Source organism: Bacillus sp. JJ664 (assembly GCF_036962205.1).
In the GTDB taxonomy this organism is placed as follows: Bacteria; Bacillota; Bacilli; order Bacillales; family Bacillaceae_G; genus Gottfriedia.
In genome coordinates, this window is the sequence record NZ_JBALMS010000120.1 from 1 (window position 1) to 17,008 (window position 17,008).

A 17,008-nucleotide genomic window follows, 5' to 3' on the forward strand; every position below is an offset into this window, starting at 1 on the left:
ATTAAAGCGATATATATAAAATTGCTTATCATACGATTTTACATAAAAAAAATTTTCTTAATTTCTCCCTCTTGTTACTTATATATAACAATATAAAAAAGACAAAACACTTTCCTAAGAAAATGTTTTGCCTTTACTTTATCCTCTTACTGATTCATATTGTTCAATTTTATCTTCATATTGCATTGTAATGGCAATATCATCTAATCCATTCAGTAATTTATCTTTCCAAACGGAATCAATTGTGAATTCATAGTTACCGAATGGCGTTTTTACTAGCTGATGTTCTAGGTCAATTTCAATTTCTTGGTCACCTTTTAGTGTGACAAGTTTTTGGCGAGTTGAATCATCTAATACAATTGGAAGCATGCCATTTTTAATGCAATTATTATAAAAAATATCTGCAAAACTTCCGGCAATAACGATGGTAAATCCGTAATCATGTAAAGCCCAAGGTGCGTGTTCCCTTGAGGATCCACAGCCGAAGTTATGTCCACTAATTAATATCGTAGCTGTCTTTCTTTCTTCATTATTTAATACAAATGATTTGTTAGGGGTACGATCGTCATGATATCGCCATTCGTCAAACAAGAATTCTCCAAATCCAGTTCGCTCAATTCGTTTTAAGTATTGTTTTGGGATTATTTGGTCAGTATCGATATTATCTAACATGATTGATACAGTGGTTCCTTTATGCGTACGTAACGGTTTCATTTGTTTGCTCCTTTCGAATGTCGATAAAATGACCATGTACTGCCGCTGCTGCAGCCATTACTGGACTAACTAAATGTGTTCTTGCACCTTTTCCTTGTCTTCCTTCAAAATTACGATTCGAAGTTGAAGCACAGTGCTCTCCTGCAGGTACTTGATCCGGATTCATTGCTAAACACATTGAACAACCAGCTTCCCTCCACTCAAATCCTGCTTCAATAAAGATTGTATGCAAACCTTGCTCCATTGCAGCGTTTCGTACTTGTTTAGATCCAGGTACGACTAAAGCACGGACGTTTGAATTTACCTTTTTACCTTTAATATAAGCAGCCGCTTCTTCTAAATCTGATAATCTAGAATTTGTACAAGAACCAATAAAGACATGTTGCACTGGAATCTCTTTTGGTGTAATTTTAGGCTGTAAGCCCATATATTCATATGCTCTTTCATCATTTTCATCCTTAATTGAAGGAAGAGCTTCATCAATTCTTACACCCATACCAGGATTTGTTCCCCATGTTACGTAAGGTGCAAGAGAGGATACATCAACAAAAATCTCTTTATCGTAATTTGCGCCTTTGTCAGTAAATAGTTTTTTCCATTCAACTAATCTTTCATTATATGACTCAACTGTATACCTTCTATCTTTCAAATACTCAAATGTCTTTTGATCTGGTGCGACAAGTCCTGCCTTCGCTCCGCCTTCAATTGCCATATTACATATTGTCATTCGCTCTTCCATTGACATATTGGAAATTGCTTCTCCATAAAATTCAATTACATGTCCTGTTCCCATTGAAACACCATAAGTAGCTAATAAGTGTAAGATGATATCCTTCGCATAAACACCTTTTGGTAGATTTCCTTCTAAACAAACACCCATCGATTTAGGTTTTACCTGCCATAAAGTTTGTGTAGCTAAAACATGTTCTACTTCACTTGTACCAATACCAAAAGCTAGTGCACCAAATGCACCATGTGTTGATGTATGGCTATCTCCACAAACAATTGTTTTACCTGGTTGAGTTAATCCAAGCTCAGGGCCAATTACGTGGACAATACCTTGTTCTTCATCAGTTATATCCGCTAGAGGAATATTAAATTCTTGGCAATTATTACGCAATGTATCCATTTGCTGCTTTGCGATCAAATCAGTAATGACCAATTGATTTTCTGTTGGGACATTATGATCCATCGTTGCAAATGTTAAATCAGGTCTTCTGACTTTACGGTTTGATAATCTTAACCCTTCGAATGCTTGGGGAGAAGTTACTTCATGTACTAAATGTAAATCGATATAAAGGAGTTGTGGTTTCCCTTCATCTCCAGTAACGATATGCTGTTCCCATAGCTTATCAAATAACGTCTTTTTCATCGGTTAACTCCTCCTACGGCAAATGCTTCAATGTGTGAAATAACATGCTTCGTAAATTCAGTTGTAGTTGTATCTCCGCCTAAATCACTAGTCAAATAGCCGTTATTAAAAGTTTTTACGATTGCAGATTCAATAGAATTTGATTCTTCCACTAAGTTAAAATCACGTAACATCATCGATACAGATTTTAACATTGCAATCGGATTCGCCTTATTTAATCCAGCAATATCAGGAGCTGATCCGTGGATTGGCTCATACAATGAAGGACCGTTTCCTGAACGACTTGCTGATGGTAACATCCCTAAAGAGCCAGTTATCATCGAAGCTTCATCACTCAAAATATCACCAAATAAATTTTCAGTAACAATTACATCGAAACGTCTTGGATTACGAATGATTTCCATTGCTGCGGCATCTACTAAAACGTGTTCAACTTCTACTTCTGGATGTTTTTTACTCATTTCATTCACAATTTTCCGCCAAAGTTTACTAGATTCTAAAACATTTGCCTTATCTACAGAAGTTAATTTTCCTTTTCTAGTTTTCGCTAAACTAAAAGCATATTCCACGATTCGTTCTATTTCTTCTCTTGAGTAAGATAATGTATCCGTCGCCTCATTTTCAGAATGGAAACGTGGTTCAGAAAAATAAATGCCACCTGTTAACTCACGTACGACTACAAAGCTTACATCCTTTACTCGATCCGATTTTAATGGAGAGTAATCAATCAACTCGTCGTACACATCTACTGGACGAATGTTTGCAAATAAGTTTAGTTCTTTTCTTAAACGAAGTAATCCACTTTCAGGGCGTTCGAATCCATGATCCCATTTAGGACCTCCGACAGCTGCAAGAAGGACAGCGTCTGCTGCTAAACAATTTTGTAATGTATCATTCGGTAAGGCAGTTCCTGTTTCATCAATTGCATGACCACCAAATAAATTATGAGTAAATGTAAATTGATGATGAAACGTTTCTGCAATTTTATTTAACACCTCAATTGCTGAAGCCATAATTTCTGGTCCTATTCCATCTCCTTCAAGACACGCAATGTTTACATTCATTTTAAAACCTCCTTATTGCTCCATTTACTAATAATTCTCATTAAATCTTCTTCGGTAATGTCTTTCTTTTTATCCGTTAATGCTTTAAATTGAATGAACGCTTCGTTAATAATCTCAGTGGAAAATTCGTATCCTAGTTCATTTAATCGATCAGTAAATGCATGACGACCCGAATGTTTTCCTAATACTAATGAATTTGTTGAAAGTCCGATTAAAGCTGGTGGGATAATTTCATAGGTTGTAGGTTCTTTTAATACACCATCTTGATGAATGCCTGATTCATGTGCAAATGCATTAGAACCAACAATTGCTTTATTTTTTTGGACAACCATACCAGTTAGACGACTAACAAGTTCACTTGTTTTCGTAATTTCATGTAATCGTAAATTGGTATTTTTTCGATATACATCTTCTCGAATATGTAGCGCAACTGCAATTTCTTCTAATGCAGCATTTCCTGCTCTTTCTCCAATTCCGTTTACAGTACATTCTACTTGTTCAACACCTGCCTGAATTGCTGCTAGAGAGTTTGCAACTGCCATACCAAGATCGTCATGACAATGACATGAGAAGATTGCTTTGTCGTATGAAGGAACGTTTTCTTGTAAATATTTAAATAAATCATAGTATTCAGATGGATTGATATATCCTACTGTATCTGGAATATTGATCACATCTGCTCCTGCATTGATTGCAGTTTCTACAAATTCAGCAAGGAAAGCGCGATCACTTCGACAGGCGTCCTCTGCGGAAATTTGGACTTTTGGAAAGAAAGATTTTGCAAGTTGGACACAATGTTTAGCAGTCTCCAAAACTTCGCTTCTCGTTAAATTCAATTTATGTTTCATATGAATATCACTTGTCGCTAAAAAAATATGAAGTCTTGGTTCTGCAGCCTTTTTTAGGGCATCCCATGCTGTTCGAATATCTGAATCCTTAGCTCGAGAAAGGCTTGAGATGGAGACAGATCGAATCTGTCTCGCAATCTCTTGTACTCCTAAAAAATCACCTTCCGATGAAGCAGCAAAACCAGCCTCAATGATATCAACACCTAAAGCCTCGAGCTGTCTAGCAATTTCGAGCTTTTCAAATCGATTTAAATTAACCCCAGGAGATTGTTCGCCATCACGTAATGTTGTATCAAGAAACTGAATTTTACTCATAATAGTTATTTCACCTCGACTTTTTCTTTTCTTTGGATAAATGGCATCATTGCACGTAATTTTTCGCCAACTTCTTCTAATTGATGATGTTTTTCGCTTTCATTAACTTTATTAAATACAGGTCGACCATTTTTATTTTCATTAATCCATCCTTTTGCAAATGTTCCATCTTGGATTTCAGCAAGAATGTCTTTCATTGCTGCTTTTGATTCATCCGCTACAACTCTTGGTCCAGAAACAAAGTCACCCCACTGTGCTGTATCCGAGATAGAGTAACGCATATAGCTCATTCCGCCTTCGTACATTAAGTCAACAATTAGTTTCAACTCATGTAAACACTCGAAATATGCAACCTCTGGCTGATATCCTGCTTCAACTAATGTTTCAAATCCGGATTTTACAAGCGACGTTACACCACCACATAGAACTGCTTGTTCACCGAAAAGATCTGTCTCTGTTTCTTCTTTAAATGTCGTTTCTAGCACACCAGCTCTAGTTGATCCAATGCCATCAGCATAAGAAAGTGCAACTTCTTTTGCTACTCCAGTTACATCTTGATAAATTGCAAATAATGCTGGTACAGCTGCACCGTCTACAAAAGTGCGTCGCACTAAATGTCCAGGACCTTTAGGAGCCACTAGGAATACATCTACATCTGCTGGTGGGACAATTTGATCAAAATGTACGTTGAACCCGTGTGCAAACGCTAATGCATTACCACTTTGTAGATATGGTGCAATTTCATTTTCATAGACTGCTGGTTGATGCTCATCTGGTAATAGGATCATTACGACATCAGCTACTTTTGCAGCCTCTGAAACTGTTGTAACATATAAACCATCATTTACTGCAGCGTCCCAAGACTTTCCAGGTCGACAACCAACCACTACTTTATGTCCATTTTCATGTAGATTTAATGCATGAGCATGACCTTGTGATCCATATCCAATTACTGCAACTGTTTTCCCTACTAATACGTTTTGTTTTACATCCTCACCATAATAAACTTTAGCCATTTTCCATTACCTCCAAATTATTTTTTAGTTTTTTGTTTTTATTTTAATAAGAGAGTAGCTTTTGAGCATGCTCCTTATGTTTAGAAGATCTAGTAAATGCAGTAACACCAGTTCGGGCGATTTCTTTCACCTCAAACGGTCTTAATAGCTCAATTAATGCTTCAACTTTTTCTGAATTCCCTGTAACTTGAACAACAATTTGATCTCTACTCACATCAATAACTGAGGCCCGAAACGGTTCAATTAAGCTGTATATCTCGTTTCTTGTATTAGCATTTGTACTAACTTTAATTAATGCTAATTCTCTAGCAATCACTGAATCTTCAGTTATATCAGCTACTTTTATCACATCAATTTGCTTATGAAGCTGCTTAATTAACTGTTCGACTTGCTGTAAATCTTCAACATGGACAACAAATGTAATTCTTGAAATATGATCTTGCTCTGTATGTCCTACAGAAATGCTTTCAATATTAAATCTTCTTCTTGAGATCACACCTGTAATACGATTTAAAACACCACTGTTGTTTAGAACTGTTGAAGTAATCACACGTTTCATTATTTCACCCCTTCCATCTCATGAATTCCTTTACCTGGTGGAACCATCGGTGTAACAATTTCTCCTTGATGGATTCGACAATCAATTAAAACTGGACCATCGTATTCGATCGCTTCTTTTAATTGTGATTCCAATAAATCAGGCTTCGTAATTGTGATTCCTTTAATTCCATATGCCTCGGCAAGTTTTGCAAAATTAGGTTGACAGTCAATTAGAGAACTAGAGAAGCGTTCATTATAAAAAGCTGATTGCCACTGTCTAACCATACCTAGTGCAGCATTATTTAGTATTAGGACTTTCACTGGTAAATTGTGTTCTTTCATAATACTTAGCTCTTGCAATGTCATTTGAAATCCAGCATCACCAACAATGGCAACTACCAACTCTTCTGGGTGGGCGAATTGTGCACCAATCGCTGCTGGTAATCCAAATCCCATCGTTCCAAGACCACCTGATGTAATCCATTTATGAGGTTTTTCTAATGGGTAATATTGGGCTGCCCACATTTGATGTTGACCTACATCCGTTGAGATGATGGCTTTTCCGTTTGTCATTTTGTGTAAGTGTGATAAGACAGTTTGTGGTTTGATCAATTCATCACTTTCTTCAAAATGATAAGGAAATGCTTCTTTTCTATTTTTTAATAAGTTCAACCAATCACTATGATTTTCTTTGCCACCTTTTTGTTTCAATAAAACCTTCAAGACCTCTTTCGCACAACCTACAATAGGGATGTTTGTATGGATTACTTTATTGATTTCAGCAGGATCTATATCAATATGGGCAACTACTGCATTTTTTGCAAAATGATCTAAATTCCCAGTTAATCGGTCATCAAATCTAGCTCCAATATTGATGAGTAAGTCACTTTCATACATTGCCATATTTGCTGTATATGTTCCGTGCATTCCACCCATCCCTAAAAATAAATCTTCATTCGCTGGGTATCCGCCAAGTCCTAGTAATGTATGAACGACTGGTAGATTGTATTTTTTTATGAATTCAGTAAATTCTTTCGAAGCATCAGCATGTAAAATACCTGCACCTGCTAAAACGACTGGTTTTTCTGCCATTTCAATTGCTTGTAGTAATTTGGTAATTTGAATAAAATTCGGCTCATATGTTGGCTGATATCCTGGTAAATTGACTTCAACTTTATCTTTCATTGAGCCTAACTCGACCATCATATTTTTTGGTAAGTCAACAACTACTGGCCCAGTTCTTCCCGTTGAAGCAATATGAAATGCCTCTTTTACGATTTGAGGAATATCTTCAACATTTCTAACTTGATAATTATGTTTTGTAACTGGCATTGTAATACCGATGACATCTGCTTCTTGAAATGCATCAGTACCGATTACACTAGTTGCTACTTGACCAGTAAATACGACAAGTGGTAGTGAATCCATCATCGCATCTGCTAATCCTGTTACGACATTCGTTGCTCCAGGACCACTAGTTGCAATCACCACTCCAACACGACCACTAACTCTTGCAAATCCTTCAGCTGCATGGATTGCACCTTGTTCATGTCTTGCTAAAATATGCACAATGTCAGCATCATAAAGTGCATCGTATAAAGGTAAAACCGCACCTCCTGGATAGCCAAAAATTAGCTCCACATTTTCTTCTTTCAAAGCTTGAATTAATAAATTTGCACCGGAAATTTGTTTCGGTAGAGTTTTCATCGAATGATGACTCATTTTCTTTTTTCCCCTCCTAATTTTTCCCTTGTTTTTTCCAATAAAAAAAAAGCCATGACTCCACACTTCAGCAGATGCTGAAGGGGCGAAAGACTTTTCGCGGTACCACCCTTCTTCTTAGGTAAAAAAACCTAACTTTGGGATTTTGGAAAACCAAAATCTGGCGATAACGTTGCCAACGTCCAGACTTACATAAAAATTTCAGTCTGGCACTCAAGAGTGAGTTTCATTAGACAAGGTCATCGGTTCTCACCAGCCACCGACTCTCTGAAGATCCTTGACATAACTACTTTTCTCTTTCATTGCTTTCATTATATTTTTAAAATTCCACCTGTATTAGCAGATGTAACAAGCTTTGCATATCTTGCTAAATATCCCGTTTTAACTTTTGGTTCTGGGAGTATGAATGAATTCGTTCTTTCATCCAATTCTTCACTCGGAACTGATAAAGTAATACTTCTTGATAATAAATCGATGATGATTTCATCGCCGTCTTTAACATAAGCAATCGGACCACCTTCTGCTGCTTCCGGTGAAATATGACCAATAGCAATTCCTCTTGTTGCGCCTGAAAATCTTCCGTCAGTTATTAATGCTACACTTGTGCCAAGCCCTCTTCCTACAATTGATGAAGTCGGAGCAAGCATTTCTGGCATTCCTGGACCACCTTTTGGTCCCTCATATCGTATAACGACAACATGACCTTCTTTTACTAGACCTTGATCAATTGCATCAACCGCTTCATCATGAGAATCGAAACAAATCGCTTCTCCAATAAAAACTTGAATTGAAGGATCGACACCGCCAACTTTTATAACTGATCCATCTGGTGCTAAATTTCCATGTAAGATAGATAATCCACCAGTTTGACTATATGGATTTTCCTTTTTTCGGATGACTTCACTATTTAAAATGAAAGCATCTTCTACATTTTCATGTAATGATTTACCTGTGATTGTAATTCTTTCACTATGAATTGCACCAGGTATTGTTGTTAACTCTTTGATAATTGCTGGTACACCGCCAGCTAAGTGAACATCATGCATTGAGTAATGCGATGCTGGACTTATTTTTGATAAATACGGTACTCTCCTAGCAACTTCATTAATATCTTTCATGTCATACTCAATACCAGCTTCGTTTGCAATTGCCATTAAATGAAGCACTGTGTTCGTTGAGCCACCCATTGCCATATCTAAAGCAAAAGCATCATCAATCGCTTCTTTTGTGATAATATCTCTTGGTTTTATATCATTTTTTATACAATCCATTAAATGAACTGCTGCTTCTCGAATTAAATCATGTCGTTCTTCACTAGTTGCTAGAATCGTTCCATTGTATGGGAGCGCTACACCAAGCATTTCCATAATGCAATTCATTGAATTTGCAGTGAACATTCCAGAACATGAACCACATGTAGGACATGCAGATTTTTCAATATCCAATAATTCTTCTACACTCATTTTTCCTGATTTAAATGCACCGACGCCTTCAAATACTGAAGCAAGTGATAGTGCTTTACCATCTTTTGATAAGCCACCAGCCATTGGCCCACCCGATACGAAAACTGCTGGTACATTCGTACGAACAGCTGCCATTAGCATTCCTGGTGTAATTTTATCGCAGTTTGGCATATAGAAAACGCCGTCGAACCAATGTGCATTTACGACTGTTTCAGCAGCATCTGCTATAATTTCACGACTTGGAAGAGAATATCTCATTCCGATGTGTCCCATCGCGATACCATCATCAACACCGATTGTATTAAACTCAAACGGTACGCCACCAGCGTCCCTAATGGCTTTTTTTACTACATCTGCCATTTCTCTTAAATGAATATGACCTGGTACAATATCAATATATGAATTACAGATTGCTATAAATGGTTTATGAAAATCTTCTTCCTTTACACCAGCAGCTAACAGTAAGCTTCTATGTGGTGCTCGATCAATACCTTTTTTTATCATGTCACTTCGCAAATTGTATCACCCTTGTTTTACGTAAATTTTTTCTCCATCTTCTACTACTAATTGACGAAATGCTTTTAATAAACGATTTGTATGTTCTCCGGGTTTACCAGTTCCGATTACACGACCATCAACTTTAGAAACAGCAATGACTTCAGCCGCTGTACCTGTTAAAAAGACTTCATCGGCTACATAAACATCATGTCTAGTAAATAACTTTTCTTCAACGATAAAACCTAATGTTTCACCTAATTCCATAATGGCATTTCTAGTAATTCCTTCTAATGCCCCTGCTGAGCTTGGAGGTGTCACTAGCTTATTTCCTTTGATAATAAAAACATTATCTCCAGAACCTTCAGCTACATAACCTTGATCATTTAACATAAGTGCTTCTTGCACCCCTGCTAGTTTTGCTTCAATTTTTACTAATATATTATTTAAGTAGTTTAATGATTTAATTTGAGGATTTAATACATCACTTCTATTTCTTCTAGTAGGAACTGTTACAATATCAATCCCATTTTTATATAGTTCATCAGGGAACAATGCTAATTGTTCTGCGATTACGACTATATTTGGTTTTGGACAAGAGTCAGGATCTAAACCGAGGTTGCCCTCTCCTCTTGAAACGACGAGTCGAATATATCCACTATGTAAATGATTACGATTAACTGTTTCAACGATAATTTCAGTTAACTCTTCAATTGAATACGGGATTGTAAGCAAAATAGATTTTGCAGATTCGTATAATCGAACTAAATGCTCTTTTAAACGAAATACATTTCCTTCATAAACTCGTATTCCTTCAAATACTCCATCTCCATATAGATACCCGTGATCATATACAGATACTTTTGCTTCATGTTTTTCTACAAACTCACCGTTTAAATAAATCTGTTGGGCTGTCACGTTAAATCCTCCTAAAGTAGAGTTAAAATTATTAGTACTTACTTTATGCCAATCCAATAAATTAATCAACAAATTTTTAGAAAATTTAAAATTCACAAATTATTCACATGTGGTACAAATATTGATATATCAACAATGAAAACCTTTACATTTTTTTAAAATAACTTTTCGACAAAAAACTACCCTTGAAACTATGAGAGAAATAATTTATTATAAGTTTACTTTATACAGAATTTTCAGTTAATTAACGGAGGGATAAAAAATGGCTACTTTACACATTAATGGAACGATCAATGAAATCAATGAAGTATTAAAGGTAATGAGTAATCATTTTGATTTTCAAATGAAAAATCAAAAATCACCTACAAACGACTTTTTTGTTGAAACATCATCTAAAGAATGGGAGATTGATTCCTTTGTAAGTGAAATGTTAACTGGAGCTTATAACGATTAATAAGTAGTTTTTCCTATATCATCATAATAAAAAGGGATGTTCATTTTTGAACATCCCTTTTTTCAAATCAATTATTGTAATAATCCTTCACTCTTTAAAAACTCTTTCGCAACACTTTCTGCAGTTTTTCCATCTACATTTACTTGATAATTCATGTTTCTCATCTCATCATCACTAATTTTATTTTGTAATTTATTCAGTACTTTTTCAACCATTGGATATTTTTCGATGGTTTCACTTCTTAGTAGAGGTGCACATTGATACGGTGGAAATAATTCTTTGTCATCTGTTAATACTTTCATATCGTAACTATCTAACTCACTATCTGTTGAATAAGCATCAATTATTGAAATATCACCTGACTGAATTGCTTGATAGCGTAATTTAGGTTCCATTGTCTTTAAATTTGGCAAATTTAAACCATACAACTTTTTTAAACCCAGATAACCATCTTCACGATCTGAAAATTCTAATGTAAAGCCTGCTTTTAATTGATTGACATATTTAACTGCATCAGATATTGTTTCGATTCCAAACTGTTCAGCTATTTTTTCTGGCATTGCTAAAGCATAAGTATCGTTAAATTTCATCGGTGCTAAATAACTCATAGTATATTTTTTAGCTAAACCATTTTTAGATTGCTCATAAACCTCACTAGCATTATTACTAACAGCCTTTTCTTTCAAAAATGTCGATACAACTGTACCTGTGTATTCAGGATATATGTCTATATCACCATTTTTCAGCGCATTAAAAACAAATGTAGTTTTTCCAAAATTAGGTTTAACTTCCACTTTTAAGTTTGTTTCATTTTCAATCATTAACTTATACATGTTCATGATGATCTCCGGTTCTGCTCCTAATTTACCAGCAATCACAATATCAGTTTTATTCCAAGCTTGAATTGTTATTGGCGAGATACATAATGCTAAAATGATAAAACCAGTCGTAACCATTCGTAATGAAAAACTTTTAAAACTTGATTTTTCTAGCATTCTTAACAAGAAATCAAAAAATATTGCTAAAATGGCAGCAGGAATCGCTCCAATTATGATTAAATTCATATCATTTCGGTCAATACCGAGTAAAATCAAACTGCCTAATCCACCAGCTCCAATAAGTGCAGCAATCGTTGCAGTTCCAACGATTAAGACCATTGAAGTACGTACGCCTGCCATAATAACAGGTAATGCTAAAGGTAATTCCACTTTTACTAGTCTTTGAGAATTCTTCATTCCTAGCCCAGTAGCCGCTTCCAATAAGATTGGATCGATCTCCTTGATCCCTGTATATGTATTTCGCAAAATCGGTAAAAGAGCGTATACACTTAATGCAATAACTGCCGGAACTTTTCCAATCCCAACTAATGGAATTAATATACCTAATAAAGCTAAAGAAGGAATTGTTTGGATAATCGCTGTACTACCTATTACGTATTCTGATAAGACTTGTTTTCTTGATAAATAAATACCAATTGGGACAGCAATTACAATCGCAATCACTAATGACATAAGTGATAGTTGAATATGTTCAATCAAAGCTGTAGCTAATTGCTCTTTCCGATTTCCGAATGTATCTAAAACTGAAGTGAGAATCATAATGAGACTCCCCCTTCTACTACATTCTTTTCCTTATAACGGCGGATAAATTGTTCAACAAATTGATTTTTAGGTTGATTGATCAATTCTTCCTTTGTCCCAATTTGAACAAGTTCACCATTATGCATGATACCAATTCGATCTCCAATATAAAATGCCTCATCCAAATCATGCGTAACGAATAGAATTGTTTTCTTAATTTTCTCTTTTAATAACTTTAAATCCTTTTGTAATTGTTCACGTGTCACCGGGTCTAAAGCACTAAAAGGTTCATCCATTAATAACACACTTGGATCTGCAGCCAACGCTCTTGCAACCCCTACTCTTTGTTGCTGACCTCCTGATAAGTCTGCAACAAACCTTTGCTTAAATTCCTCCGGAGCTAAATTAACTAATTCCAATAATTCGTCGACCCGCTCTTTGATCTTCCTTTTATCCCACTTTTTCAACTTAGGAACAATCGATATATTTTCCTCAACTGTATAATGTGGGAATAATGCGATTTGCTGCATGACATAGCCGAAATCTCTTCTTAATTCATAAACATCTGACTCAATTATATTTTCATTATTAAACAAAATCACCCCTTCAGTTGGAATCAGTAATCTGTTTAATAACTTAACTGTCGTCGTTTTACCGCATCCACTTGGTCCAATTAATACGACGCATTCTCCCTTTTCAATCGTAAATGATAAGTCTGAAACTGCATATTTGCCATTCGAATGTTTAAACGATATCTCTTGAAATTCAATCATTGTTGTCCTCCCAAACTATATACTTACTAAATATATAGTTTATGGACAAGTTTACTTATGCTACTTATCCATAAAAATTGGACATCGTAACCTAAATTTTATAATTTCATGAATATTAATTGAATTTTTTATTTTAGTATAGTAATTGGAAATTATATTTGATAGAATGAAATCTACTTTTTTATTTGCAACTATAGATTGAGGTGAATTGTTTGAATTCTTTAACAAAAAAAGAAATTTTATTCATGGGTTTTATGCTATTTTCAATGTTATTTGGGGCAGGAAACCTAATCTTTCCTGCATATTTAGGACAAACAGCTGGTGAGAATGTCTGGCAAGCAGTTGCGGGCTTCATTATTTCAGATGCAGGTCTTGCAGTATTAGCTTTTATTGCAATCGCGAAATCGGGTTCATTCGATACATTAGTGAACAGAGTCAATCCGATTTTTGCCTTACTTTTTCCATTAGCTATTTATCTATCAATTGGGCCAGGACTTGCTATTCCTCGTGCAGGCAGTTTAGCTTATGAAATGAGTATTAAACCATTTCTATCAAATTCAATCGAATCATCACCAATCGGTTTAATGATTTATACCATTGTATTTTTTAGTATTGTGTATTGGTTTGCGAAATCTCCTTCAAAATTAATAGACAGATTTGGCAAAATTTTAACACCATCATTGCTTGTATTAATCATTATTGTATTTATTAAAGCTTTGTTTACTGATCTACCAAGCTTTAATGACGCCGCATCAGTCTATAAACATCACCCAATTTCTCAAGGATTTCTAGATGGTTATCAAACTATGGATGCAATCGCTGCATTAATATACGGTATTGTGTTTGTTACCATTTTCAAAGCTAAAGAAATTAATAATCAAAAATTACAAGTTAAATATTTAGCGATATTTGGAATCATTTGTGGTATTCTACTAACTTTCACATATTTAATCATTGCATATTTAGGTGCTTCTACTGAGATTTCTGGTACTGTAGATAACGGTGCGATTGTATTAAGTACAGTACTACATCAGTTATTTGGTAATAGTGGAACAATTGTTTTAGGTCTTATTTTTACTCTAGCATGCTTAAGTGTTTGTATTGGTCTCATTACTTCATGCGCTCAATATTTTGCAAGTATCCTTCCAAAATTAACTTATCTTAACTGGGTAGTTTTATTATGTGCAATTAGTGCCTTTGTTGCGAATCTTGGGCTAACTCAAATTTTGAAAGTTTCAGTTCCTGTACTTGGATTATTATATCCCATGGCTATTGCATTAATTGTTCTCGGGTTAGTACATGATAAAATTCCATTTAATCATCGCTCTGTTTATGTGATGACAATCAGTTTTGTTGGTTTATATAGTTTCATAGAAATGATTAATCATACATTTTTAAATGGAATTCTTTCTGACAGATTAGCTTATATTCCTATGCAAAGTAATGGATTTGGTTGGATCATCCCTGGCTTAATCGGGTTTCTGATTGGTGCTTCCATGAAAAGTAAAAATATTTCAAAACCAAATTTTAAAAACGTAGCCTAAAAAAAGTCCTAGTTAACTAAAAAAGTTAATTAGGACTTTTTCTTTTATTTCTTGAAATTAAGATAGATTTGATTCTTTAATTAGTAAGGACGCATTCAATTCACTTATGTTTTTTTGTCCTGATAATGCCATAGTCAGATCAAAGTCGGCTATCATATTTTTCATAACTTGCATGACACCATCTTTACCTCCAAGTGCTAATCCATACATATACGGACGACCAATTAAAACTGCGTCGGCTCCAAGCGCTAATGCTTTATAGACATCTGCACCTCTTCTTATTCCACTATCAAATAAAATTGGCATTTCCCCTTTAAACTCTTTAGTAATCATTGCTAAAGCGTCTAAAGAGCTTATCGTTCCATCTACTTGTCTTCCTCCGTGATTTGAAACGATAATTCCATCCATTCCATTTTCAAATGCTAGTTTAGCATCTTCTACATGCAAAATACCTTTAAGTAAAATTGGTAAGTTCGTTTGCTTTCGAAGGAAAGCTAAATCTTCCCATGTTAGTGCTGGATTTCCAAATAATCTCGTCCAAAGTAAAATGGCTGATTCGATATCATCTTTAGGAGATACATTTAACCTTGAACAAAAAACCGGATCTTCTAAGTAATTTGCGATTCCTTGTCCTAGTAAAAAAGGTAGGTACGCATTTTCAATATCTTTTTCTCTCCAACCCATCATTGGCGTATCTAATGTTACGACAATTGCTTCATAACCACATTTTTCCGCTCGTTTGACCATACTTGCAGTTATGTCCATATCATTGCTCCAATACAATTGGAACCATTTTGGTGAATCATCCAATACATCTGCAATTTTTTCTAAAGAAAAACTTGCAGCAGTACTCGCGATATAAGGGATCTTTAAAGCAGCAGCTGCTTCTGCTGCCTCTAACTCCCCGTTTGGATGTGCTATCGTCTGAACCCCAATTGGTGCAAATAGAATTGGTGATTGATAGGTTTTTCCAAAAAACTTTACACTGATATCACGCTCAGATACATTACGCAACATTCTTGGTACGATTTTCCATTGATCAAATGCTAATCTATTTTCCTTCATTGACCGTTCTTTACCAGCCCCACCAGCTATATAATAAAATGAGCATTCATCTAATTGTTCATTTGCTAATTGTTCCATTTCTTCAAAAGAAACAGGCAGTTCACTCTTTCTACCACTACTATAAACTTGAAATTGAATATTATTTCCGTAGTTATTCAATACAAACACACCCTTAGAATGCAATTTTTGTAAGCGTTTACTTAATTCTAAACAATCTACTAAATTCCCTCTTTTTTAGAGTGGAAATAATTCGACATTCCTCGTGAATTGAGGTGTCATATTTACACTTTTTAGTTCATAAAATGATTAAACATTTGACTATGAACGGTGGTGTTGTGTATGAAACACACTGATTGGATAAAACTTAGTGTAAGACTTGCTTATGAAAATTTATTAAATAAAAATGGTGGGCCTTTTGGAGCAATAATTGTCAAAGATGGTAAAATTATTGGAGCTGGCGTAAACAGTGTGACAACCCTCAATGATCCAACTGCCCATGCTGAGGTGCAGGCAATTAGAGATGCCTGTTTAAATATCGGAACCTTTACGCTAAAGGATTCTGTTTTATACACTAGTTGTGAACCTTGTCCGATGTGTCTTAGTGCGGCATATTGGTCTAGAATCTCTAAAATTTATTATTTTTTCACAAAAAAAGAGGCAGCTGCAATCGGTTTTGATGATGCCCATATTTATAATGAATTATCGTTACCTTATGAAGACCGCTCAATTCCTAGTGAACAAATCTTCATTCCGGTAAATGATAAGGAGAATCCATTTATCGTATGGATTAACGATGAAGATCGTACAAATTATTAATTTATATGAGTTTATCCTCATAAAAAAAAGGTTGTCATTATGACAACCTTTTCGTTTATTAATCGTATTTCAATGATTGTATTTGTAATCGTTGTTGTTCCATCGTGTATTTTACAATTTTTTGTCTATCTAGATTAGTCAATTTACTATACATTAATGAAATTAACTGCATTTCATTTGATTCCGCCTCATGTATTCTTACAATTGTTGATTCAACTTCAACTTCTTCGTTTATTGTCTTCTCAAACTGTAAATTCATTTTTAATACCACATTCTGATTTACTTGTAATGGAATTGATTTTGGAATAT

The 17,008-nt window shown here is 34.9% G+C and carries 15 protein-coding genes, 1 pseudogene and 1 other annotated feature; of the genes and pseudogenes, 3 read left to right on the forward strand and 13 right to left on the reverse strand.

What is annotated here, in order from left to right:
- Window positions 1-138 precede the first annotated feature (138 nt).
- The 9 genes and pseudogenes from leuD to ilvE all read right to left on the reverse strand — a co-directional run bounded on the left by leuD (window position 139) and on the right by ilvE (window position 10,467).
- Window positions 139-714 (reverse strand): 3-isopropylmalate dehydratase small subunit, encoded by a 576-nt coding sequence (leuD, locus tag V7056_RS16985; protein ID WP_499703593.1) that lies wholly within the window; start codon window positions 712-714, stop codon window positions 139-141.
- Window positions 692-2,086 carry a 3-isopropylmalate dehydratase large subunit gene (gene leuC, locus V7056_RS16990; protein WP_499703594.1) on the reverse strand — a complete coding sequence of 465 codons (1,395 nt, stop codon included), beginning with the start codon at window positions 2,084-2,086 and terminating at the stop codon, window positions 692-694. Before leuC ends, leuD begins: the two co-directional genes overlap by 23 nt.
- Window positions 2,083-3,150, reverse strand: coding sequence for a 3-isopropylmalate dehydrogenase (gene leuB, locus V7056_RS16995; RefSeq protein WP_499703595.1), 1,068 nt, complete (start codon window positions 3,148-3,150; stop codon window positions 2,083-2,085). The genes leuC and leuB overlap by 4 nt, the downstream gene beginning before the upstream one ends.
- Before the next feature lie 29 nt (window positions 3,151-3,179).
- A pseudogene (locus tag V7056_RS17000) lies at window positions 3,180-4,313 on the reverse strand (2-isopropylmalate synthase); the annotation flags it as partial.
- A 5-nt stretch (window positions 4,314-4,318) separates the two neighbouring features.
- On the reverse strand, window positions 4,319-5,329 hold the full coding sequence (ilvC, locus tag V7056_RS17005) for a ketol-acid reductoisomerase (protein ID WP_499703596.1): 1,011 nt from the start codon (window positions 5,327-5,329) through the stop codon (window positions 4,319-4,321).
- Window positions 5,330-5,372: 43 nt separating this feature from the next.
- The gene (gene ilvN, locus V7056_RS17010; protein ID WP_499703597.1) at window positions 5,373-5,888 is read right to left on the reverse strand and encodes an acetolactate synthase small subunit; all 516 of its coding nucleotides are present in this window, start codon (window positions 5,886-5,888) and stop codon (window positions 5,373-5,375) included.
- Entirely contained in the window at window positions 5,888-7,591 is a 1,704-nt protein-coding gene (gene ilvB, locus V7056_RS17015) for an acetolactate synthase large subunit (protein WP_499703598.1), read from the reverse strand. Before ilvB ends, ilvN begins: the two co-directional genes overlap by 1 nt.
- 78 nt (window positions 7,592-7,669) lie before the next feature.
- Window positions 7,670-7,903: a binding site (T-box leader), on the reverse strand.
- Window positions 7,903-9,570, reverse strand: coding sequence for a dihydroxy-acid dehydratase (gene ilvD, locus V7056_RS17020; protein ID WP_499703599.1), 1,668 nt, complete (start codon window positions 9,568-9,570; stop codon window positions 7,903-7,905). Its footprint overlaps the feature before it by 1 nt.
- 6 nt (window positions 9,571-9,576) lie before the next feature.
- Window positions 9,577-10,467, reverse strand: coding sequence for a branched-chain-amino-acid transaminase (ilvE, locus tag V7056_RS17025; RefSeq protein WP_499703600.1), 891 nt, complete (start codon window positions 10,465-10,467; stop codon window positions 9,577-9,579).
- A gap of 262 nt (window positions 10,468-10,729) precedes the next feature.
- Between ilvE and V7056_RS17030 the strand changes: the two genes are divergently transcribed.
- Window positions 10,730-10,921, forward strand: a complete 192-nt coding sequence (locus V7056_RS17030; protein WP_087998181.1) for a hypothetical protein — start codon at window positions 10,730-10,732, stop codon at window positions 10,919-10,921.
- Window positions 10,922-10,992: 71 nt separating this feature from the next.
- On the opposite strand, the gene V7056_RS17035 is transcribed toward V7056_RS17030, so the two are convergent.
- Together V7056_RS17035 and V7056_RS17040 are read right to left on the reverse strand one after the other, a co-directional pair.
- Complete coding sequence (locus tag V7056_RS17035; RefSeq protein WP_499703601.1) at window positions 10,993-12,519, reverse strand: ABC transporter permease/substrate-binding protein; 1,527 nt, start codon at window positions 12,517-12,519, stop codon at window positions 10,993-10,995.
- On the reverse strand, window positions 12,516-13,274 hold the full coding sequence (locus V7056_RS17040) for an ABC transporter ATP-binding protein (protein WP_499703602.1): 759 nt from the start codon (window positions 13,272-13,274) through the stop codon (window positions 12,516-12,518). Before V7056_RS17040 ends, V7056_RS17035 begins: the two co-directional genes overlap by 4 nt.
- Before the next feature lie 212 nt (window positions 13,275-13,486).
- Here V7056_RS17040 and brnQ point away from each other — a divergent pair, with 212 nt between their 5' ends.
- Entirely contained in the window at window positions 13,487-14,818 is a 1,332-nt protein-coding gene (gene brnQ, locus V7056_RS17045; RefSeq protein WP_499703603.1) for a branched-chain amino acid transport system II carrier protein, read from the forward strand.
- Window positions 14,819-14,875: 57 nt separating this feature from the next.
- Here brnQ and V7056_RS17050 read toward each other — a convergent pair whose 3' ends face one another.
- Complete coding sequence (locus V7056_RS17050) at window positions 14,876-16,042, reverse strand: alpha-hydroxy-acid oxidizing protein (protein WP_499703604.1); 1,167 nt, start codon at window positions 16,040-16,042, stop codon at window positions 14,876-14,878.
- A 180-nt stretch (window positions 16,043-16,222) separates the two neighbouring features.
- Between V7056_RS17050 and V7056_RS17055 the strand changes: the two genes are divergently transcribed.
- Complete coding sequence (locus tag V7056_RS17055) at window positions 16,223-16,699, forward strand: nucleoside deaminase (RefSeq protein WP_499703605.1); 477 nt, start codon at window positions 16,223-16,225, stop codon at window positions 16,697-16,699.
- A 58-nt stretch (window positions 16,700-16,757) separates the two neighbouring features.
- Here V7056_RS17055 and V7056_RS17060 read toward each other — a convergent pair.
- Window positions 16,758-17,008: hypothetical protein (locus V7056_RS17060; RefSeq protein ID WP_499703606.1), on the reverse strand; the 251-nt coding region annotated here is incomplete at its 5' end.